Below are 21,101 nucleotides of genomic sequence, written 5' to 3' on the forward strand. Positions count from 1 at the left end.
TCCGCTCCAGTATGCCCGGCGCGGCGCATGGGGGCGGAGGAGGTGTCTGGGCAGTGTGCAGTGATGCCGGCGCCGGCCGCCAGCATCCGGCCATCTGCGCCCCTGGGGAGCAGGATGTGTCACACTTCGGCCAGTCTTCACCGCTCTCTCACCTGGAGGTCCGCCATGAACCTGCGCCGATCCGCCCTTTTTCTGAGCCTGATGCTGACCCCCGCCGCCCTGGCCGCCACACCGCGCGACACGCTGGTCATCCAGCAGGCCGCGACGATCACCACGCTCGACCCCGGCATTGCCTACGACTCATTCAGCCTGATGATGATCGAGAACATCTACGAGCCGCTGTGGACCTACAAGGGCGCCAGCCTCACGCAGATGACGCCGCTGCTCGCCGCGAAGCTGCCGACCTACACGAACGGCGGCAAGACGCTGGTCGTGGATCTCCGTAAGGGCGTGAAGTTCCACAGCGGCAACACGATGACCTGCGCCGACGCCGAGTACACCTACCGCCGCGACCTCGTGACGAACCACCCCGAGTCGGCAAACTGGTTCCTGAGCGATTCGCTGCTGGGCACGCCCGACAACGCGGCCAAGAATAAGGCAGTCACCTGGGCCAAGATCGCGGGCGCGGTGAAATGCAACGCCGCCGGGCAACTCGTGTTCACGCTGCCCCGGCCGGACCCGGCCTTCATGGCGAAGATGGCGTTCACGGGCGCGGGCGTCGTGGACAAGGCCTGGGCGATTCGTCAGGGCGACTGGAACGGCACCGAGGCGACCTGGCGCGCGTGGGTGAGCAAGGACCTGAACGAGGGCAACCTCAGCAAGAATCCCAGCGGAACCGGGGCCTACCGGCTGGTGAAGTGGGACGCCAACAACGTGCTGCTCTCGGCCTTTCCGGGCTACTGGGGCGGCGTCCCGGCGATCCGCAACGTCGCCATGCAGAAGGTCTCGGAACTGGCCGTCAGGCAGCAGGCCTTCCTGCGCGGCGACGCCGACCTGATCGAGGCCGGCACCCGCGTGAACGTGGAGACGCAGCTCCGGGGCCAGCCGGGCGTGACGGTCCTGGACAACCTGCCCACCACGGGCGCGGGCGCGCTGTTCATGAACCAGAACATCCGCGCGGCCGGCGCGCTGGGCAGTGGCAAACTGGACGGCAAGGGCATTCCGTCGAACTTCTTCAGCGACGCGAACGTGCGCCGGGCGCTGGCCTACGCCTTCGACTACGACGAGTTCATCCGCGACGTGCAGCGCGGCAAGGGCCAGAAGCGCACCATGCTGCTGCCCGACACCTTCCCCGGCTACGACAAGCGGGTGAGCACCTACAGCTACGACCCCGTCAAGGCGGCTGAGTACTTCAAGAAGGCCTGGGGCGGGCAGGTGTGGCAGCAGGGCTTCGTGATCAACGCGAACTACCGCACCGGGCACATCCTGGGACAGACGGCGCTGGAGGTCCTCAAGCAGGGCGTCGAGGCCATCAATCCCAAGTTCCGCATCAACATCGGCGTGGAACCCTGGACCGAGCAAAGCGCCAAGATGCAAAAAGGCGAGGAAGTCATGCTGCCCATGAGCTGGGGCGCGGACTACGGCGACCCCGACAACTTCATGTACACCTTCTACAGCAGCGGCGGGTTTTTCTACCCCACCCACAGCTGGAAGGACGCGCGGGTGGACCGCTGGCTCGACCAGGCGCGTACCACGACCGACGTGGCCGCCCGTAACCGGCTCTACCGGCAGGTGGCCGACGTGGCCGCCGAGCAGAGCCCCTACCTGCTGCTGCCCGCCGACCTGAACGTGCGCCCCCTGCGCGCCAGTCTCCAGGGCGTGAACGCGGCGACCTACAACCCGCTGCGCAACTTCAACTTCACCGGCACGTTCATTCGGGAACTCAGCAAGAAGTGAGGCGTGAGGGCGGGTGAGGAGGCCGCGCGGGCGGACCTTCACCCGCCCTTCACCGGAGCCGGTCAACATGCGGGCATGCAGCGACACGCCGGCTGGACCCGCTCGCCTGTTCTGGCCCTACTCGCCGGGGCGGGCTCCGTGTGGGCCGCGCCCTACACGGCGGCGCAGGGCCGCGCGACCTTCGAGCACCGGGTCCTGATCGTCAATGTCAGAGGCACGGTCGAGGGCGTGACGGCCAGTGTACAGCTCGACCCCAATGACCTCGCGGCGACGCGGGGGCAGGTCAGCGTGCCGCTGACGAACCTGCGGACCGGCATAGGCCTGCGCGACGACCATGCCCGGGGCGAGTCGGCGCTGAACACTGCCCGCTTTCCGAACGCGGTCTTCGTGCTGGGCAGCCTGACGGGCGGCAAACTGACCGAGGGACAGACCCTGAGCACCACCGCCAGTGGGCAGTTCACGCTGAGGGGCGTGACGAAGACCCTCAGCGTGCCAGTCAAGGCGACCCTGACGGGCGGTCAGGTCCGGGTGGCGACGCAGTTCCGATTCAATCCGCACGACTTCGGCGTGAACTATGCGGGAAGCAGCGACAGTGCCTCGGTGGACGTGAACTTCACGCTGACGCCGGGCACGTAAGGAGAAGGGCGACGCAAGCGCCCTTTCCCCTGTCGGCCGGACGGCGGCTCAGTCCAGCAGACCCAGGAACAACTCGTGCAGCCGGACATCGGGGGTCAGCTCGGGGTGAAAGGAACTCGCCAGGACGCGGCCCTGGCGGGCCAGCACCGTCTCGCCCCCGTGGCGGGCGAGCACCTCGACGCCGGGGCCGGCATGTGTGATGACCGGCGCACGGATGAACACGGCCGGAAAGGGCGCGTCCAGACCCGCGACCTCCAGCGGCGTGGTAAAGGAGTCGAGCTGCCGCCCGAAGGCGTTGCGCTGCACGGTCACGTCAATCAGGCCCAGGCTGGGCTGCGCGGGCGCGGCGGGGCTGGTGCCTGTCACCTCGGCGGCGAGGAGGATGGCCCCGGCGCAGGTGCCCCACAGCGCGCCGCCCCGCGCGTGGAAGTCGCGCAGCGGCGCCCACAGGGCATATTCGTTCATCAGCCGGACCATCGTCGTGGATTCGCCACCGGGCAGCACCAGTCCGGCCAAGCCGTTCAGGTCGCCCGGCAGCCGGACCTCGCGCACGGAGGCGCCCAGACCGCGCAGCCTCGCGGCGTGCTCGCGGTAGGCGCCCTGCAGGGCGAGCACGCCAACCTCAAGGACCATGCCGCCTCTGGGGACTGGGGCGCACATTACCAGCCGCGCGCGGCGAGGCGCTCGGCGGGAATGAGGTCGTCGATATTGATGCCAGTCATGGGCGCGCCGAGGTCCTCGCTGATCTCCGCGAGCAGTTCGGGGTTCTGGTAGTGCGTTACGGCCTTCACGATGGCCTGGGCGCGGCGCTCGGGGTTCGAGGACTTGAAGATGCCGCTGCCCACGAACACGCCGTCAAGGCCCAGGTACATCATCAGGGCGGCGTCGGCGGGGGTGGCGATGCCGCCCGCCGCGAAGTTCACGACCGGCAGTTTGCCGTTCGCGTGTACGTACTTCACGAGTTCGTAAGGCGCCTGAAGATCGCGGGCCACCGTCATGAGTTCCTCGGCCGGGCGGGCCTGGATGGCACGGATCTCGCCCAGCACAGTGCGGGCGTGGCGCACGGCCTCGACCACGTTGCCGGTGCCGGCCTCGCCCTTCGTGCGGATCATGCTCGCGCCCTCGCCCATGCGGCGCAGCGCCTCACCTAGGTTCTTGGCGCCGCACACGAAGGGCACGCCAAACTCGCTTTTCAGGATGTGGTACTGCTCGTCGGCGGGGGTCAGCACTTCGGACTCGTCAATGAAGTCCACGCCGAGCGCCTGAAGGATCTGCGCCTCGACGACGTGCCCGATCCGGACCTTGGCCATGACGGGAATGCTCACGGCGCCGATGATCTCCTTGATCATCTTGGGGTCGCTCATGCGCGCCACGCCGCCGTCCTTACGGATGTCAGCGGGAACGCGCTCGAGCGCCATCACGGCGGTCGCGCCGGCAGCCTCGGCGATGCGGGCTTGGTCGGCCGTGACCACGTCCATGATGACGCCGCCCTTGAACATCTCCGCGAAGCCATGCTTGATCTGGGGAGTACCGGTCTGCTGCTCGCTCATGCAGCTCAGGCTAAAACAGAACTGACCCCTGCGCAGGGGTCAGAAGCAGAGAGGTATTGGGGTCAGTTCTGCCGACTTGCCTGGACCTGCCGAATCACCGCGACAAGCTCCGAGGGCCGGAAAGGCTTGGTAAGGGCCGCAGCGATGAGTGGCTCGGCGGCCGGATCATAGTCCGGCAGCGAGAGCCCGGTGAGCAGCACGACCGGCGGCGCGGCGACGCCCAGGCAGGCGTGGATACGCCGCGCCGTCTCCAGACCGTCCCAGGGCGACATGAGCACGTCCATGATGACCGTGTCGAAGGTCTGGCGGCAGGCCAGCTCGAGGGCCTGCGGGCCGCTCAGGGCGGTGCAGACGTCGAATCCCTGCAGGGAGAGACTGAGGTCGAGCAGTTCCAGGATCTGGGCTTCGTCGTCCACCACCAGCAGGCGGGGTGGACGGGGATCAGCCACCGGCCAGCGCTTGCAGGAACTCGACGTTGTTGCGCGTCTTGCCCATGCGGGAGAGCAGCATCTCCATCGCGTCGGCGGGGTCCATATCGGAGATCACCTTGCGCAGCAGCCACATCTTCTTCAGGACTTCGGGCTGCAGCAGCAGTTCCTCGCGGCGGGTACCCGACTTGAGGATGTCCATGGCCGGGAAGATGCGGCGTTCTTCCAGGCGGCGCGAGAGCACGAGTTCGGCGTTGCCGGTGCCCTTGAATTCCTCGAAGATCACGTCGTCCATGCGCGAGCCGGTCTCGACGAGCGCGGTCGCCAGGATGGTCAGCGAGCCGCCCTCGCGGATGTTGCGCGCCGCGCCCAGGAACCTCTTGGGCCAGTGCAGCGCGTTGGAGTCCAGGCCGCCCGAGAGGGTCCGCCCGGTCGGCGGCGTCACGAGGTTGTTCGCGCGTGCCAGACGGGTGATCGAGTCGAGCAGGATGACGACGTGGCCCCCCTCCTCGACGATGCGCCGGGCACGCTCATGCACGAACTCGGCCACGCGGACGTGGTGCTGCGGCGGCTCGTCGAAGGTACTGGCGATGACCTGCGCGCCCTGCACGCTCTCGCGGAAGTCGGTGACTTCCTCGGGGCGCTCGTCGACGAGCAGCACCATCACCGTCACGTCGGGGTAGTTCTTGACGATGGAGTTGGCGATCTTCTTGAGCAGGGTCGTCTTGCCGGCCTTGGGCGGCGCGACGATCAAAGCGCGCTGCCCACGCCCGATGGGCACGAGCAGGTCCACCACGCGCAGGCTCAGGGTGTCGTCGGTGCCGGGGTCTTCCAGGACGAGCTGCGCGTCGGGGAAGGTCGGCGTGAGGTCGTCGAAGCGCGGGCGCTTGCGGGCGGCCTCGGGGTCCAGACCGTTGATGGCCTCGACCCGCACGAGCGAGCCGAAGCGCTCGTTCTCGCGCGGCTTGCGGGCGCGCCCGATGACCTCGTCGCCGGTCCGCAGGTGAAACTGCTTGATGAGCCCGGCGGTGACGAGCACCGTGCGGCTCTGGGGGTCAAGCAGGTCGGCCTGCAGGAAGCCGTAGCCGTCAGCGCTGATGTCGAGGTACCCGCGCGCGAGGCTCTGGCCCTCGGCGCTGGCCTGGCGCTCCATGATGGCGAGCGACAGGGTGTCTTTTTTCAGTTTGCGGTAGTTCTCGATGCCGAGACCCGCCGCGATGAGGTGCAGCTCCGGCAGGATCTTCTGCTGGAGCTCGTGAAAGGGCAGGGGCGGTGAGGCCGTGTCGGTCACTTCGTGCTTCCCCCCTGGGGCGTCACGCCGCCGGCCTGCGGGTTGGTGCCGGCCTCGCTGGCCGGGGTTTCGGCGCTGGCGCCCGCACGCTTGGCCCAGTCCTTCATGAAGCCGTCAAGGCCCGCCTGGGTCAGGGGGTGCTTGATCATCTGGGTAAAGACCTTGTAGGGAATGGTCGCCACGTCGGCGCCCGCGAGCGCGGCCTGCATGACGTGCGTGGGGTGCCGGATGCTGGCGGCGAGCACCTTGGTGGAGATGCCGCCCTGGACGTAGGCTTCCTTGATGTCGCGGATCAGCTCGATGCCGTCCCAGCCGATGTCGTCTACGCGGCCCGCGAAGGGGCTGACGTAGGTGGCGCCGGCGCGCGCGGCGAGCAGCGCCTGCGGCACGCTGAAGCACAGGGTCACGTTGGTCTTGATGCCCTCGTTCGTCAGCGCGCGGCAGGCCTGCAACCCGGCGGGGGTCAGCGGCAGTTTGACCACGATGTGCTCGTTCCAGCCAGCGATGTCCTTGCCCTGCTCGATCATCTCGCCGGCTTCGAGGCTGGTGACCTCGGCACTGATGGCCCCGCCCACCATCGCGGCGATCTCGCCGATGACCTCACGGAAGTCGCGGCCCGAGGCAACGATGAGGCTGGGGTTGGTGGTGACGCCCGACAGGACACCCCAGGCGTTGATTTCCTTGATCTCGTCGATGATAGCGGTGTCGATGAAAAATTCCATGGTTTCTGACTCCTTCGCTGGGCCTCCCGGCGGCGGGCCCCTGCCCACGCGCCGGCAAAGCGCACGGATGATGACTCGGGTGCGTTGCCCTGAATGCTGATCAGCATAACCCTCCGGGGGCAGCCGGGGCCACCGGCCTTGTCAGGGTGACGCGGCGCATTGACCCTGCTCAGGGTGACGCCTTAGCATGAGGAACGTTTCCGGCACCGGAAACGCACAGTGTTCGAGGCGAACGAGAGGACAGTAGGCGGTGAACGCGGCACAGAGAGCGAGCCGGGGGCGGTGAGAGCCCGGCGTGAACGCCCACCACCGAAGATCACCTCCCGCGCCGGGGGAAGAACGGCCCACCCGCGGCCCACTAGACCCCCCCGCCCGCTCCACGGCACGGAGCACATGAGGTCTGGCCCACAAGGCCGGATGAAGCTTGGGTGGTACCACGCACTGAATGCAGCGCGTCCCAGCATGAAGCCTGGGGCGCGCTGTCGCCGTGCTCCGGGCGAGGGAGGAAGGCATGAAGGAGTCCACGTATTCCACGGCCGCCCGGCGAATTTCCCTGGCGGCGCGGCCCGCGCTCGCCTGATCCCCAGTCCCCATCTCACCCTTTTTTCTGGAGCCCTCATGACCACTGATCCCCGAACCACCGGCCCCCGGCTGCCCTTTGCCCCCGTGCCCCAGAACCCCAGTTTTCCCGAGATGGAACTCGCGACCCTGAAATGGTGGGACGAGCGCAAGATCTTCGAACGCAGCCTGGAGCAGACCGCCGGGCACGAGCAGTACACCTTCTACGAGGGCCCGCCGACCGCCAACGGCCGCCCCGGCATCCACCACGTGCAGGCGCGCAGTTTCAAGGACCTGTTCCCGCGCTTCAAGACCATGCAGGGCTTTCACGTGCCGCGCAAGGCGGGTTGGGACACCCACGGCCTGCCGGTCGAGCTCGGCGTCGAGAAGAAGCTGGGCCTGAACTCCAAGCGCGATGTGGAAGCCTACGGCATCGAGAAGTTCAACGCCGAGTGCCGCACGTCGGTGTTTGAGTACGAGCAGGAGTGGCGCAAGTTCACCGAGCGCATGGGCTACTGGGTCAATCTCGACGACCCGTACATGACCCTCAACCGCGACTATGTCGAGAGCATCTGGTGGAGCGTCAAGGAGCTGGACACCCGCGGGTTGCTCTACAAGGGCTTCCGGGTGGCGCCGTACTGCCCGCGCGACGGCACCACGCTGAGCAACGCCGAGGTGTCCGAGGGCTACAAGGACATCCAGGACCCCAGCGTGTACGTGACCTTCACGCTGCGGGACCCGGCCAGCCTGGGGCTCCCGGACGGCGCGGCCTTCCTGGTCTGGACGACGACCCCCTGGACGCTGCCCTACAACGTAGGCGTGGCGCTGCACCCGGACTTCGAGTACGTGGCGGCGCTGGACCGGGAAGGCCGCGCGCTGATCCTGGCCCGCAGCCTGCTGACCGAGGTGCTGGGCGAGGGGGCGGAGGTCGTCAAGACGTTCCGGGGCACCGAGCTGGAGCGCGTGGCTTACGAGCCCCCATACACCGAGGCCTACGGCGCCGAGGGCGAGGGCAAGCCGGTGTGGATGAGCGGCCTGGACACCTACGTCTCGGACTCGGACGGCACGGGCATCGTGCACACGGCCCCGGCCTTCGGCGAGGACGACATGCGCCTCGCGCGCAACTACGGCTTCCCGGTTATCGTGGGGGTGGACGCTGAGGGCAGGCACCGCTTCGGGCCGTGGACGGGCGTGTTCTTCCGCGACGCCAACACGGAGATTGTGCGCGACCTGCGGGCGCGGGGCGTGATGTGGAAGGAGAAGAACTTCGTCCACTCCTACCCGCACTGCTGGCGCTGCGGCACGCCGCTGATGTACTACGCGACCGAGAGCTGGTATCTGAACAACACGAGCCGCAAGCAGGACCTCATCGGGCTCAACCAGACCATCGACTGGCACCCGCCGCACATCAAGAACGGACGCTACGGCGGCTGGCTGGACAACCTGATCGACTGGAACATCAGCCGCAGCCGCTACTGGGGCACGCCGCTGCCCATCTGGGAGGCCGAGGACGGCGAGTACAAGGTGGTCGGCAGCTACGCCGAACTCGCGGAGCTGAGCGGCCGGCCGGAGCTGACGGGGGAAGACTTCGACCCGCACCGGCCCTTCGTGGACGACGTGACCTTCGACCTCGGCGGCAAGACGTTCCGGCGCGTGCCCTACGTGATGGACGTGTGGTACGACTCGGGCTCGATGCCGTTCGCGCAGCACCACTACCCCTTCGAGAACAAGGACGTGTTCGCGCGCAGCTTCCCGGCCGACTTCATCGCGGAGGCCATCGACCAGACGCGTGGGTGGTTCAACAGCCTGCACCAGATCGGCACGATGGTCTTCGACAGCGTGGCGTACAAATCGGTCATCTGCTCGGGGCACATCCTCGACGAGAAGGGCCTGAAGATGTCCAAGAGCAAGGGAAACATCGTGGACCCCTGGGACGTCTTCTCGCAGTACGGCGCCGACGCGACGCGCTGGTACATGTACGTCTCGGCGCCGCCCGAACTGAGCCGCCGTTTCGGGCCGAATCTGGTGGGCGAGGCGTTCAGGGGTTACTTCCTGACGTTGTGGAACACCTACAGCTTCTTCGTGCTGTACGCCAACCTCGACCAGCCGGACCTGCGCGCCGCGCCGCCCGTCGCCGAGCGCCCCGAGGTGGACCGCTGGCTGCTGGCCAAGGTGCAGGCCCTCGTCTCTGTGGTGACCGAGCGGCTGGAGAACTACGACCCCACCGGCAGCAGCCGGGCCCTGCAGGATTTCGTGACCGAGGACCTGAGCAACTGGTACGTGCGGCGCAACCGCCGCCGGTTCTGGAGCGGCGACGGCACGGTGGACCTCGCGGCCTACGCCACGCTGCACTCAGCCCTGGTGACGGTGGCCCAGCTCACGGCCCCCTTCACGCCGTTCCTGGCCGAGACGCTGTGGCAGAACCTCGTGCGGGGCGTGGACGCCGGCGCGCCCGAGAGCGTGCACCTCTCGAAGTGGCCCACGGTGGACGAGGCGCTGGCCGCCCCGACGCTGGTGGGCGAGATGGACGCCGTGCTGCGCGTCGTGTCGCTGGGCCGGGCCGTGCGCGGGCAGACCGGTGTGCGGGCGCGCCAGCCGCTGCCCAAGGTGATGGTGCGGGCGCGGACCGCCGAGCAGACGGCCGCGCTGGGCCGCTTCGGAGCACAGCTGCGCGAGGAACTGAACGTCAAGGAGGTCGAGCTGATCGACCAGTACGCCGAACTGGTGAGCTACGCGCTGCGCCCCAACCTGCCGCTGCTGGGCAAGAAGTTCGGCAAGGCGGTGCCGCAGGTGCGCGCCGCGCTCAATGCCGCCGACACGTCCGAGGTCGCGCGGGCAGTGCGCGACGGCAAGCAGTTCGAGGTGATCGCGCCGACCGGCGAGCGCTTCGAGCTGGGGCCGGACGAGGTCCTCGTGGACGCCAAGAGCCCCGAAGGCTTTGCGGCGCTGGAAGAGGCCGGGTATCTCGTGGCCTTCGATACGGCCCTCTCGCGCGACCTCGTTCTGGAGGGTCTGGCGCGCGACCTCGTGCGCGGCGTGCAGGACGGGCGCAAGCGCGCGGGCTTCGAGGTCCAGGACCGCATCACGCTGCACCTCGACCTTCAGGGCGACGCGCGTGAGGCGGCCGAGGTCTGGCAGGAATACCTGATCTCGGAGACGCTGGCCGAGGCGCTCGTGTTCGGCGTGGCCGACGGCTTCGCGGCCGAGGTCGAGGGCGGCGTGGCCTACCTGGAGAAGGTCGAGCGCGACGGGCAGACGGGCCCGGCGTAACCTCACGGAAAGGAAGCAGGCGGGCCGGCGCCCATCGTCCGGCCCGTTTTTTCGTACTGCGGCAGCGTGCCAGGCGCGAAACATCCTCCGAAATCCTTCAGATTCCGCTTGGTGTCCAGAGGACACGAAACATGGAAGCGTTTCAGGGCTTAGACTGCGACATGCGAGGTGAGTCTCTCCGCCGTGGAGGGGCCCTCAAGACTGGAGGCACAGCATGAAAGTAGGCATCAACGGGTTCGGCCGCATCGGCCGTCTGGTCTTCCGCAACCTGGTCGAGCGTGGCGTGGAGGTCGTGGCCATCAACGACCTCACCGACAACAAGACCCTGGCGACCCTGCTCAAGTACGACTCGACCGCCGGGCGCTTTGCCGGCACCGTCGAGTACGACGACACCAGCCTGACCGTCAACGGCCAGAAGGTGGCCGCCCTGGCCGAGCGCGACCCCGCCGCGATTCCCTGGGGGGAACTGGGCGCGGACATCGTGATCGAGTCGACCGGCATCTTCACGGCGCGCGACCAGGCCAGCAAGCACCTCACGGGCGGCGCCAAGAAGGTCATCATCACCGCGCCCGCCAAGAACGAGGACATCAGCATCGTGCTGGGCGTCAACGAACAGGACTACGACCCGGCCGCGCACCACATCATCAGCAATGCGAGCTGCACGACCAACTCGCTGGGCGCCCCCATGAAGCTGCTCGACGAGGCCTTCGGCATCGAGAAGGCCATCATGACCACGGTGCACAGCTACACCAACGACCAGCGCGTGCTGGACCTGCCGCACAGCGACCTCCGGCGCGCCCGCGCCGCCGCCGTGAACATCATCCCGACGAGCACGGGCGCGGCCAAGGCCGTCTCGCAGGTCTACCCGGCGCTGAAGGGCAAGTTCGACGGCACCTCGCTGCGCGTGCCCACGCCGGTCGGCTCGATCAGCGACGTGGTGGTCATCCTGGGGCGTGAAGTCACGGTCGAGGAAGTCAACGACGTGTTCCGCAAGGCCGCCGAGGGCAGCCACAAGGGCATCATCAGCTACACCGAAGACCCCATCGTGCTGCAGGACATCGTGGGCGATCCGCACAGCGCGATCATCGACGGCGGCCTGACGATGGCGATGGGCAGCCTCGTCAAGTTCTTCTCGTGGTACGACAACGAGTGGGGCTACTCCAACCGCATCGCCGACCTCGTGCAACTGGTTCAGCAGAAGGGCTGAGCGGTAACGTCGAGTGGCCGACTGTCTGGTGGAACCTCCACCCCACGGTCGGCCATTTTCGCTGTCGGCCGGTTCCCGGACCCCCGCAACCTCCGTCACCACAGGGCGGCGGCCCCTCTTTCGGGCCTCGCCAGGAGAAAGATATGCAGAACATCAATTCGCTGGACGTGCAGGGCAAGCGTGTGCTCGTGCGCGTGGACTACAACGTGCCGGTCAAGGGCGGCGTGGTGCAGGACACCACCCGCGTCACCGCCAGTCTGCCCACCATCCGCGCCCTTCAGGCCGCGGGCGCGCGCAACATCATCCTCATGAGCCACTTCGGCCGCCCGAAGAACGGCCCTGAGGAGAAATACTCGCTCGCGCCGGTCGCCCCGGTGCTGCAGGATGCTCTGGGCCAGTCCGTGACCTTTGTGCCGGGCCTGCCCGACAGCGACGAGACATTGAGCGCCGTGCAGACGCTCCCCGAGGGCGCGATCGCCCTGCTGGAGAACGTGCGCTTCTCGGCCGGTGAGGAAAAGAACGACGCGGGCCTGAGCAGCCGTTTCGCGCGCCTGGGCGACGCCTTTGTACTCGACGCCTTCGGCAGCGCCCACCGGGCGCACTCGTCGGTCAGCGGCGTGGCGGCCGAGCTGCCCCACGCGGCCGGCACGCTGCTCCAGACGGAAGTGGACGCCCTGTCGCGCCTGCTGGAGAACCCCGAACGGCCCTACGTGGTCATCATCGGCGGGGCGAAGGTGAGCGACAAGCTCAAGGTGATCGAGAACCTGCTGCCCAAGGTGGACCGCATGCTCATCGGCGGCGGCATGGCCTACACCTTCATCAAGGCGCAGGGCGGCAAGATCGGCAACAGCATCCACGAGGACGATCAGTTGGGCCTCGCCGAGCGCCTGCTGGCCGAATACGGCGACAAGCTGATGCTCCCGACCGACGTGGTGGCCGCCGACCGCTTCGCGGAGGACGCGCAGACGCAGATCGTGGCGGCCAACGCCATCCCCGACGGCTGGGAAGGCCTGGACGCCGGTCCCGAAACGCGTCAGGCCTACGCCGCAGCGTTGCAGGGCGCCAAGACCGTGTTCTGGAACGGGCCGCTGGGCGTGTTCGAGTTCGCAGCCTTCGCGGGCGGCACGAACGCCATTGCCGAGGCGGTGGCGAACCTGCAAGGCGCCTACACGGTCATCGGCGGCGGCGACTCCGTGAGCGCCATCAACCAGAGCGGCCAGGGTAACCGGGTGTCGCACATCAGTACGGGGGGCGGCGCGAGCCTGGAACTCCTCGAAGGCAAGAAGCTGCCCGGCGTGGAGGCGATGCGGTGAAGACGTTACTGGCCCTGAACTGGAAGATGAACAAGACCCCCTCCGAGGCCCGCGCCTGGGCCGAGGACCTCGCCGAGCGCCTGGAGCCCGGCGACGCCGAACTGGCTGTGATGGCCCCGGCCATCGCCCTGCCCGCGCTGGCGGCGCACCTGCCGGCCGGCGTGTCGGTCGGCGCGCAGGACCTCTCCGCGCACGAATCGGGCGCGTACACCGGCGAGATCAGCGCGGCGATGCTGGTGGACGTGGGCACACGCTACGCAGTCGTGGGTCACAGCGAGCGGCGCGAATACCACGGCGAGAGTGACGCTACGGTCGCGGCCAAGGCCCGGCAGGCCCAGCAGAACGGCATCACGCCCATCGTGTGCGTGGGCGAGGGCCTGGACGTGCGCGAACGCGGCGAGCAGGTCGCCTACACCCTGGCGCAGCTCGCGGGCAGCCTGGAGGGCGTAGGCGAGGACGTGGTCGTGGCCTACGAACCCGTCTGGGCCATCGGCACCGGCAAGACGGCCACCGCCGACGACGCCGAGGAACTCGCCTCGGCCATTCGCGGAGCGCTACGGGAACGCTACGGCGAAGCGGCCGAAGACGTGCGCGTGCTGTACGGCGGCAGCGTGAAGCCCGACAACATCGCGGCCCTGTGCGCCAAGCCAAATGTGAATGGTGCCCTGGTCGGCGGCGCGAGCCTCAAGGTCGCCGACGTCGTGGGAATGAACGACGCCCTGAAGTAACATCTCTGTCTCTCCCCTTTCTTGGGGAGGCAGAGAAGATGAATAAGTGAAAGTATTCACGATTATGTCTGATCGTGAAACTTGGGTTCTCTATTCATTCCATCCTGACTTGAGTCTCATCGTCACACGTTCCACAATGCCGGAGTGCAAGACGACAAGCAGAAGATACGCAGGGAACCGGGATGAGCCTGCCGGACGTTCTGGCCGGAATCCAGGCCGCAGAGCGCGCGGCGGGACGCCCGGCGGGCAGCGCGCGGCTCGTCGCGGTGACGAAAGGGCAGCCGGTAGATGTCATCCGCACGGCCATTCTCCCGCACGGCGACTTTCCGCTGGCGGAAGGGCGGGCGCAGGAGGTGCGCGACAAGGCCCGTGACCTACCGGAAGCCGAGTGGCATTTTCTGGGCGCGCTGCAACGCAACAAGGTGAAGTATCTCCGGCCTGTGTCACTGGTCCACGCCCTGGAAGCGACCTGGCAAGCCGAAGCCATCGCTGAAGCGGCGCAGGGCTGGGGCCACGCACCGGACGTATTGCTTCAGGTACAGAACGGTGAGCCGCAGAAACACGGCGTGGCGCCGGAAGACCTCACGCGCGTGCTGGCCGAGGTCCGCGCCACCGGCCTGAACGTACGCGGGCTGATGGTGATGGCCCCCTACGACCAGCCGGAAGCGGCCGGCGCGCTGTTCCGAGACACCGCGCGCCGGGCCCACGACTTGGGCCTGAGCGAACTGAGCATGGGCATGAGCGACGACTATCCGCTGGCAATCGCGGCCGGCGCGACCTTGGTCAGGGTCGGAAGGAGCCTCTTCACATGAAATATTCTCCGCTGGATATCGCCCATCAAACCTTTCGCGGTCGGCTGTTCGGCTATGACAAGGCCGCCGTCCATACCTTCCTGAGCGAGGCGGGCTCTCAACTCGAGGACCTACTGCGTGAAGCCCAGCACCGGCGGGAGACGCTCGAACGGCTGGAGCAGGAATTGAGCGAGAAGCGCGCGGCCGAGGACGAACTGCGCCGGGCCATCGTGTCGGCCGAGCGCATCGCCCACGAAATGCGTGACAACGCTGTGCGGGAAAGCGAGCTGATGGTCGCGCAGGCCCAGACCCAGGCCCAGGACCTGCGCCGCGAGCAGGAGGTCCGCGCCGCGCAGTTCGAGGCTGAGCATCAGGAGCGGGTGACTGCGCTGGAAATCGCCTTCCGCGAACGCTTCGCCGCTCTTGAGCGCGAGGAAAACGACCGGGCGCGGCAGCGCGAGCGTGAACACGCCGAGCGCACGGCCCACCTGGAGGCACAGTACAGTGCCCGCGCGCTGGAACTCGCCACCCGCAACACGGCCGCGCGGCAGGAGTACGCGCAGTTCATCAGCGGTTACCGCGCCCTGGTGGGGTCTTTCGCTGACCTCAGCCGCCGCCACCGCCTGCCCGACGAGACCCCGCCCCTGGACCTCGACCTCAGCGGCGGCCCGGCCTCCGAGGAGGCGTCTCCCCCACCGGAAGGCATACGCGAGCAGGCGCAGGCCTGAGGCACAAAGGCCCGGTCAAGACTCGGCCAAGCTCCTGGGAAGGCAGCTCTCACACCGGAACCGTCCCAGAGGCGGCAGCATGGAGCATGACCAGAAACGGAGACCAGATCAACGAGAACATGCTCGTGCCGCAGCCCGACGACACCACAGAGGTTGAGGACGGCCAGGAGAACGCCATGAATATGAAGCCGGGACGCGGGGCGCGGCAGGAGCCCGGCGCGGCTGCCAGCGACGAGTACGTCGAGGAACATGTCGCCCGCGATACCACCCCTGACCTTCCCGACGTGGGCAACGATGAGCGCTGAGGGTACGTTCCAGATGAAGATCGCCGGAGGCAGCGAACCAGCGACCCACGTGACCCTGCCGGGCGGTGAAGCGGGCGTGGAGGTACGGGGTGTGGCCTTCGCCCTCGTACAGGACGCGGCCGGGCAGAGCCTGAGTGGCAACACCGACGACCAGCGGCGGGTCCTCGACGAGCTGCGCCGCGACTACCGCCTGACGAGCGAGACGCCCACCCTGGCGTTCGAGACGGAGGCGACAGCATGAGAATTACTGCCGGCATGCCGTTGGAACCGATCCTGGACCGGCTGGGGGCGCAGGGGACCAGTCTGGCCGAAGCCGAGGCGATGCGGACTGTTCTGGTGCGTGACCACGCCGGTGAAGACGTGACGGCCCTCCCCGAGGACCAGTGGCTCGCGGCCCTCGGGCAGATGGAACTGATCAAGGACACCGGCGACGAGGGGATGCGCTAGGTAGGCCCCGGCTTCCACCAACGACTCCGGCCCCTGTCTACGCGACGGGGGCTTTTTGCCGTTTTCAGTTCCGGCCCAGGGACAGGTCGGGCAGATCGGAGACGGGCGGACGGCACACCCGGTTGCGGCCGCTGCGTTTGGCGAGGTACAGGGCCTCGTCGGCCACGCGGGTCAGGGTGGCGGGCGTGCCGTGCTCGGCAAGCTCGGCGACCCCCAGCGACAGGGTGATCTGCCCGAGCGGGGTACCGGCATGGGTCAGGGTCCAGCCGGCGACCTGGGCGCGCAGCGTTTCGGCGACCTCCTCGGCCTGCGCCAAAGAGGTATCGGGCAGGACCACGGTAAATTCCTCGCCGCCTGGGCGGGTCGCCAGGCCGTGCTGGGCCGTCAGGTCGCGCAGGGCGATCCCGATACGCACGAGCACCGCGTCGCCCGCGTCGTGCCCAAACGTGTCGTTCAGGCGCTTGAAGTGGTCCACGTCCAGCGCGATCAGGCTCAGGGGCTGGGGCCGACTGTGGGCCAGCGCGACGGCCTGCGTGAGCTGTTCTTCGAGGTGGCGGCGGTTGAACAGGCCGGTCAGCGGGTCGCGGATGGTCTGCTGGCGCAGCCGCTCCTGAAGCTGCAATCCGGCCAGCGCCAGCGACAATTGCCGGGTCAGTGCCGGCAGGATCTGCGCGGCGGCCGGCGGCAGCGCGCTCCCCTCCTGCGGGTAGAGTTGCAGCGTGCCCAGCGTCTCACCGTGCGAGAACAGCGGAATGCAGGTCAAGCAGTGCGGACCGCCGCCGCTGAGGCAGCGTGGCGCGAAACTCTGCTCCTCGCCGCGTCTCGGCTCGCCGCGGCGCAGTGCCCAGCAGCCGTCGGCCGGCTGATAGCTGGTCTCCAGGCCGCCCCAGCTCACCAGCGGCAGGAGCAGGTTGCGTGAGGCGTTGTGCAGCTTCAGGACGCCCTGGGTGCCGGGCAGCAGAACGGGCAGGGCGCGTCCCAGCACGTCGGCACCTTCCTCCAGACTGCGGGCAGCCTGCATCCAGTCGCTCAGTTCGCCCAGCCAGGTCATGTCGGCGTTGCGGCGGGCCAGCGCCTCGGCACGCACCCCGGCCTCCTCACGCGCTTTTTCGAGCTGACCGCTCATGATGTTGAACGCCCCGGCGACCTGCCGCAGGTCCCGTGCCCCGCGCAGGGGCAGACGCACACCGGGCGCGCCGCCGGCAATGTCGCCGGCCGCCCGCGAGAGCCGGCCCAGCGTGCGGGTCAGCCACTGCGAGAGCGCCAGCGTCAGGGCAGCGCTGGCCGAGAGCACCAGCAGGGCCAGGCCCAGCAGCAGCCAGCGCAGGCGGCGCAGTTGCAGGTCGGCCGCTGCCTCCGCCGCACGCAGCCGCGCCGTCTGATCGCTGTCGTAGGCGTCCACCTCGGTGCGGATAGCGTCCACGATCTGTTTGCCGCGCCCGCTGGCGACCAGGGCGCGGGCCGCGTCGGGCTGGCTGCGGCGCAGGTTGATCTCGGGCTGCGCGATCTCCTGCTGCCAGCGGGTCGCCAGCGCGCCGATACGGTCAATACGGGCCAGCGACTGTGCGTCCGGCGCGTCCTGCGCCGCCTGGGCGCGCAGCTCGGCCAGGAGGCCAGGCAGAGCGGCCTGCGCGTTGCGGTAGCCCGCCAGATATTCGTCGCGCCCGACGATCACAAACCCGCGCACACTGGCCTCCATGTCGAGGACCTGCCGAAAGGCCGAGCCGAGTTGCAGAGACTGTGTGCGGGTACGGGCCGCCTGCGCCGTATCCGCGACGCGGGCATTCAGGGTGAAGTTGAGCAGGGCAAACGACAGAAGCAGGATGAGCCAGAACGGCACCTGCGAAAGAAGGAGGAGGCGGCGCAGCGACATCTGCCGCCCACCTTATGCTGTGAAAAAACGCAAGAAACTTACAGCCGGTGGGGGTAGGGCACCCTGATCTCCCCCTTGACTCAGGTGGCTTCAGCCCCGGTAGGGCCGCCCAGCGCGCAGAACAGTCAGTTTGCCACTCGTGACCCCCAGTGCCCGCGCCCGCGACACACCGCTGACCAGGATGTCGGCTGTGCGGTTGTAACGCGCGTTCATGGTGTCGTTCACGACGTAGACGTGGCTCTTGCCCCGCACGGTGACGCGCACGCGGGCGCCGCAGCCCACCTTGCGCAGCAGATCGCGGCTCAGGGCAATCTGCCCCTTACGGGTCGGCCCACAGGCCGAGATATGGGGGGTACTGTCCGTCTGGGCGCGCACCGCGTTGTAGTGACTCACCCGTTTGAGGGTGTAGGTCTTGGATCCGGCCGCATGGACCTGGGGAAAGGCCGGGGGCAGCAACACGACCAACAGGCCAAGGACGATGGCTCTCACACCCGGCAGCCTAACGGACTGCCCCCCTCACGACCGTGACGGCGGCACCGGTCCACCGGAGCAGACGCGCCTACAGGAAATCGTCAGGAGGTCAGGGTCAGATGAAGGGCCTGGGTCAACGCCAGCGCAATTGCCAGTCGGTCGCGCGGCCCTGCCGGCTGGCCCGGACCTGTCGGCCGTCGGCGAGCTGCCAGATCTCGACCTCCTCCGCCTCCTGCCAGAACCAGCGGGGCGGCTTGGTGTACCGGTCGACTCGCCGCGCAGGCTGCGCAGCTTCACCGGGCATCTCCAACCTGGCTCCTTCACTGTCCATGAAGACGAGTCTCATCTGACCAGTGTGCAGGAAAGTGGTCAGGACTGTGTGAAATGGCACACGAATGGGACGTACCGCGGCCTGGACCGGCCCAGCCGCGTACCCAGACGTGCAGCCTGTCGGAGGATGGATAGACAGGCTGCACGGAGAAGCGGCTCAGCTCAGCGCTGCCCAGAGTCCTCGGGGTGGCCCAGCCCCAGGCGGAACCCGATGTCCCGGCGGTACTGCGCTTCCGGGAAACCGATCCGGCGCACGAGGGCGTAGCTGCGGGCCAGGGCACCGGGGAGGGTGGCGGCGGTGGCGGTCACGGCAAGCACGCGCCCGCCGCTGCTCACGAGCTGCCCGCCCTGCTCGGCCGTTCCGGCGTGGTAAATGAAGTCGCCGCTGTCCGGCTCGGGCAGGTCGAGGAAGATGCCCTTACGCGGCTCGGCAGGATAGCCGGGTGCGGCCAGGATAACCACGGCACTCGCGCCCTCGCGGAAGCGGACGCTGGCCGGATCGAGCTCTCCCCTCGCGGCGTCCAGGGCATGTTGGGCGAGGTCGCTCTCCAGCAGGGGCAGCACGGCCTCGGCCTCGGGATCGCCGAAACGGGCGTTGAACTCGACGACCTTCGGCCCCTGGGGCGTGAGCATCAGCCCGGCGTAGAGCACGCCCCGGAACGGCTCGCCGTCAGAACGCATCCCAGCCAGGGTACGCTCGATGACCTCGCGGCGGATCATGCCGAGTTGTTCGGCGCTTAGGGGAAAGGGGCACACCACGCCCATGCCACCGGTCATGGGACCGGTGTCGCCCTCGAAGATGGTCTTGTGGTCCTGACTGGGCGGAGTGAGGGCATAGCGCTCGCCGTCGCACAGGGCCAGCACGCTGACCTCCTGACCGGTCATGAAGTCCTCGATGACCGCCTGGGCCTGCGGCTGCGTGAAGATCTCGCGCAGCGCCGCCTCGGCCTCGGCGCGCGTGTGCGCGATGGTCACCCCCTTGCCTGCGCGCAGGCCCGCGTCCTTGACGACGGTCGGGAAGTCCAGACCGCCCAGGTGCGCGAGCGCTGCTCCGAGGTCCGCGAACGAGTGGTACGCGGCCGTGGGCACGCCGTGGCGCACCATGAAGGCCTTGCTCCAGGCCTTGTCGCCCTCCAGGCGGCTGGCGGCCTGCGTGGGGCCGAAGGCGGGCACGCCCCGCGCCGCGCAGGCGTCCACCACCCCGGCGGCGAGGTAGGCCTCCGGGCCGACGATGACCACGTCGGCCTCCTCGCGCACGGCGAGGTCAGCCAGGGCGGCGGGGTCCTGCGGGCCCGAGAGAATGCGGGCCAGCCGCGCGATGCCGGGGTTGCCGGGCGTGCACAGCACATCGTGGCCGCGGCGGACGCAGGCGTCCACGATGGCGTGCTCGCGGCCGCCGCCGCCGATGACGAGGACGCGCATCACTTCTCCCTCCCCTGGGGTTCGGCGCCGCTGCGGGCCGCGCGCCGGGTCCAGTAGCGCGCGAGACCCTGCACGCTCATCCAGGGCGGGCAGGCGAACTCGTAGCGGTCCGGGAGGCCGGGGTCCTGGGCCGCGAGGTCTTCGAGCAGTTGCTCAGTGAACTCGGCCGCGAGGCGCTCGGGGCTGTGCCCAGCGTCCAGACCGGCCTTCACGCGCTCGGCATCGGTGGCGAGCGTATCGAGAAGGCCGTCCCAGTGGGTGTCCGACTGCGGGTACGCCCCGAAGTGGGCGAGGTGCAAGGTGCGGGCGTCGAGGCCGCGCAGGGTGTCGATACTTGTCCGCCACGCCTCCAAGTCGATATCCGGCGGCGGGGTGGGGGCGCGGGGCGTCTGGCGCTCCGAGAGGCGGATGCCGCCCACGTCGCCCACGAACACGTCGTCGCCCGCCACGTAGGCGAGGTGGTGGACCGCGTGGCCGGGCGTATACAGGGCGCGCAGTTCGAGGTCGCCCGCACGCCAGTGCTCGCCGCCCGCGAGGATCTTCAGGCGGTCCGGGTCCACCGGCAGGAACTCACCCCACAGGCGCTCCATCTGGTCGCCGTAGATCTGGGCGGCGCTGGCGAGCAGCCGTTCGGGACGGTCGAGGTGCGCCGCGCCGCGCTCATGCACGTAGGCGCGGGCGCGGGGCACACGCGACAGCACGGTGCCCACCGCCCCCGCGTGGTCGAGATGCACATGCGTGAGCAGGACGTGCCGGACGTCGCGCAGCGAGGCACCCAGGGTGTCCAGGCCCGCTTCCAGAGCGCCGAGCGTGCTGCCGGGGCCGGTGTCCACGAGCGCGAGACCGTCGCCCGTGTCGAAGACGTAGGCGGCGATGACGCCTTCCACGTCCTGGAAGTGCAGATCAAGCAGGGAGACGCCGCTCACGCCTTGCCCAGGGCGCGCGCGCCGGCGAGCAGGACCGCCGCCAGATACTGCACAGCGGCGAAGGCCCGGATGGTGCCCACATTGGCCGCCGTTTTCAGCGGCCCCATCGCGAGTGCGAGAACGAGGGTCGCGCTGAAGAGAATGGCGACCACCACGAGCCAGAGAATCATGCGGCCCAGCATACCGGCCCCGCGTGACCCGCGGGGCCC

Annotated in this window: 22 protein-coding genes; 11 read left to right on the top strand and 11 right to left on the bottom strand. The window is 68.6% G+C overall.

What is annotated here, in order from left to right; genetic code table 11:
• Positions 1-165: 165 nt before the first annotated feature.
• Positions 166-1,896: an ABC transporter substrate-binding protein gene (locus tag ASF71_RS01320; RefSeq protein ID WP_082505299.1), complete on the top strand. Its 1,731-nt coding sequence runs from the start codon at positions 166-168 to the stop codon at positions 1,894-1,896.
• Between the two features lie 75 nt (positions 1,897-1,971).
• The gene (locus ASF71_RS01325) at positions 1,972-2,532 is read left to right on the top strand and encodes a YceI family protein (protein WP_056293705.1); all 561 of its coding nucleotides are present in this window, start codon (positions 1,972-1,974) and stop codon (positions 2,530-2,532) included.
• A 48-nt stretch (positions 2,533-2,580) separates the two neighbouring features.
• Here the strand turns inward: ASF71_RS01325 and pdxT are convergent, their stop codons facing one another.
• From pdxT to fsa, 5 genes are all read right to left on the bottom strand, one after another.
• Positions 2,581-3,165 carry a pyridoxal 5'-phosphate synthase glutaminase subunit PdxT gene (gene pdxT / locus ASF71_RS01330; protein ID WP_056293709.1) on the bottom strand — a complete coding sequence of 195 codons (585 nt, stop codon included), beginning with the start codon at positions 3,163-3,165 and terminating at the stop codon, positions 2,581-2,583.
• 26 nt (positions 3,166-3,191) lie between these two features.
• On the bottom strand, positions 3,192-4,082 hold the full coding sequence (pdxS, locus tag ASF71_RS01335; RefSeq protein ID WP_056293711.1) for a pyridoxal 5'-phosphate synthase lyase subunit PdxS: 891 nt from the start codon (positions 4,080-4,082) through the stop codon (positions 3,192-3,194).
• Between the two features lie 62 nt (positions 4,083-4,144).
• On the bottom strand, positions 4,145-4,531 hold the full coding sequence (locus tag ASF71_RS01340) for a response regulator (protein ID WP_235514073.1): 387 nt from the start codon (positions 4,529-4,531) through the stop codon (positions 4,145-4,147).
• The gene (gene rho / locus ASF71_RS01345; protein ID WP_255354701.1) at positions 4,524-5,777 is read right to left on the bottom strand and encodes a transcription termination factor Rho; all 1,254 of its coding nucleotides are present in this window, start codon (positions 5,775-5,777) and stop codon (positions 4,524-4,526) included. The genes ASF71_RS01340 and rho overlap by 8 nt, the downstream gene beginning before the upstream one ends.
• Positions 5,778-5,797: 20 nt before the next feature.
• Positions 5,798-6,523, bottom strand: coding sequence for a fructose-6-phosphate aldolase (gene fsa, locus ASF71_RS01350; protein ID WP_056293717.1), 726 nt, complete (start codon positions 6,521-6,523; stop codon positions 5,798-5,800).
• A 618-nt stretch (positions 6,524-7,141) separates the two neighbouring features.
• Between fsa and ileS the strand changes: the two genes are divergently transcribed.
• The 9 genes from ileS to ASF71_RS01395 all read left to right on the top strand — a co-directional run bounded on the left by ileS (position 7,142) and on the right by ASF71_RS01395 (position 15,870).
• Positions 7,142-10,351, top strand: a complete 3,210-nt coding sequence (gene ileS / locus ASF71_RS01355) for an isoleucine--tRNA ligase (protein ID WP_056293719.1) — start codon at positions 7,142-7,144, stop codon at positions 10,349-10,351.
• Positions 10,352-10,565: 214 nt separating this feature from the next.
• Positions 10,566-11,558 (top strand): type I glyceraldehyde-3-phosphate dehydrogenase, encoded by a 993-nt coding sequence (gap, locus tag ASF71_RS01360; RefSeq protein ID WP_056293721.1) that lies wholly within the window; start codon positions 10,566-10,568, stop codon positions 11,556-11,558.
• Positions 11,559-11,701: 143 nt separating this feature from the next.
• A complete protein-coding gene (gene pgk / locus ASF71_RS01365; RefSeq protein WP_056293725.1) occupies positions 11,702-12,871 on the top strand; it encodes a phosphoglycerate kinase in 1,170 nt (389 codons plus the stop codon).
• On the top strand, positions 12,868-13,599 hold the full coding sequence (gene tpiA, locus ASF71_RS01370; protein WP_082505301.1) for a triose-phosphate isomerase: 732 nt from the start codon (positions 12,868-12,870) through the stop codon (positions 13,597-13,599). The genes pgk and tpiA overlap by 4 nt, the downstream gene beginning before the upstream one ends.
• 182 nt (positions 13,600-13,781) lie before the next feature.
• On the top strand, positions 13,782-14,411 hold the full coding sequence (locus tag ASF71_RS01375) for a YggS family pyridoxal phosphate enzyme (protein WP_056293727.1): 630 nt from the start codon (positions 13,782-13,784) through the stop codon (positions 14,409-14,411).
• Positions 14,408-15,118: a DivIVA domain-containing protein gene (locus tag ASF71_RS01380; protein WP_056293729.1), complete on the top strand. Its 711-nt coding sequence runs from the start codon at positions 14,408-14,410 to the stop codon at positions 15,116-15,118. The genes ASF71_RS01375 and ASF71_RS01380 overlap by 4 nt, the downstream gene beginning before the upstream one ends.
• Before the next feature lie 86 nt (positions 15,119-15,204).
• On the top strand, positions 15,205-15,423 hold the full coding sequence (locus ASF71_RS01385) for a hypothetical protein (RefSeq protein ID WP_056293730.1): 219 nt from the start codon (positions 15,205-15,207) through the stop codon (positions 15,421-15,423).
• Positions 15,424-15,436: 13 nt separating this feature from the next.
• Positions 15,437-15,664 carry a hypothetical protein gene (locus ASF71_RS01390; RefSeq protein WP_156372545.1) on the top strand — a complete coding sequence of 76 codons (228 nt, stop codon included), beginning with the start codon at positions 15,437-15,439 and terminating at the stop codon, positions 15,662-15,664.
• Positions 15,661-15,870, top strand: a complete 210-nt coding sequence (locus tag ASF71_RS01395) for a hypothetical protein (RefSeq protein WP_156372546.1) — start codon at positions 15,661-15,663, stop codon at positions 15,868-15,870. The genes ASF71_RS01390 and ASF71_RS01395 overlap by 4 nt, the downstream gene beginning before the upstream one ends.
• A 64-nt stretch (positions 15,871-15,934) precedes the next feature.
• Here the strand turns inward: ASF71_RS01395 and ASF71_RS01400 are convergent, their stop codons facing one another.
• The 6 genes from ASF71_RS01400 to ASF71_RS24645 form a co-directional block, all read right to left on the bottom strand.
• The gene (locus ASF71_RS01400; protein ID WP_056293739.1) at positions 15,935-17,743 is read right to left on the bottom strand and encodes a diguanylate cyclase; all 1,809 of its coding nucleotides are present in this window, start codon (positions 17,741-17,743) and stop codon (positions 15,935-15,937) included.
• Positions 17,744-17,833: 90 nt separating this feature from the next.
• The gene (locus ASF71_RS01405) at positions 17,834-18,232 is read right to left on the bottom strand and encodes a hypothetical protein (RefSeq protein ID WP_156372547.1); all 399 of its coding nucleotides are present in this window, start codon (positions 18,230-18,232) and stop codon (positions 17,834-17,836) included.
• A gap of 115 nt (positions 18,233-18,347) precedes the next feature.
• Positions 18,348-18,560: a hypothetical protein gene (locus tag ASF71_RS01410; RefSeq protein WP_056293747.1), complete on the bottom strand. Its 213-nt coding sequence runs from the start codon at positions 18,558-18,560 to the stop codon at positions 18,348-18,350.
• A 146-nt stretch (positions 18,561-18,706) separates the two neighbouring features.
• Positions 18,707-19,966: a phosphoribosylamine--glycine ligase gene (gene purD, locus ASF71_RS01415; protein ID WP_056293749.1), complete on the bottom strand. Its 1,260-nt coding sequence runs from the start codon at positions 19,964-19,966 to the stop codon at positions 18,707-18,709.
• Entirely contained in the window at positions 19,966-20,892 is a 927-nt protein-coding gene (locus ASF71_RS01420) for an MBL fold metallo-hydrolase (protein WP_056293752.1), read from the bottom strand. Before ASF71_RS01420 ends, purD begins: the two co-directional genes overlap by 1 nt.
• Positions 20,889-21,062 (bottom strand): hypothetical protein, encoded by a 174-nt coding sequence (locus ASF71_RS24645; RefSeq protein WP_200939644.1) that lies wholly within the window; start codon positions 21,060-21,062, stop codon positions 20,889-20,891. Before ASF71_RS24645 ends, ASF71_RS01420 begins: the two co-directional genes overlap by 4 nt.
• Between the last annotated feature and the right edge of the window lie 39 nt (positions 21,063-21,101).

The organism is Deinococcus sp. Leaf326 (genome assembly GCF_001424185.1).
GTDB lineage: Bacteria > Deinococcota > Deinococci > Deinococcales > Deinococcaceae > Deinococcus.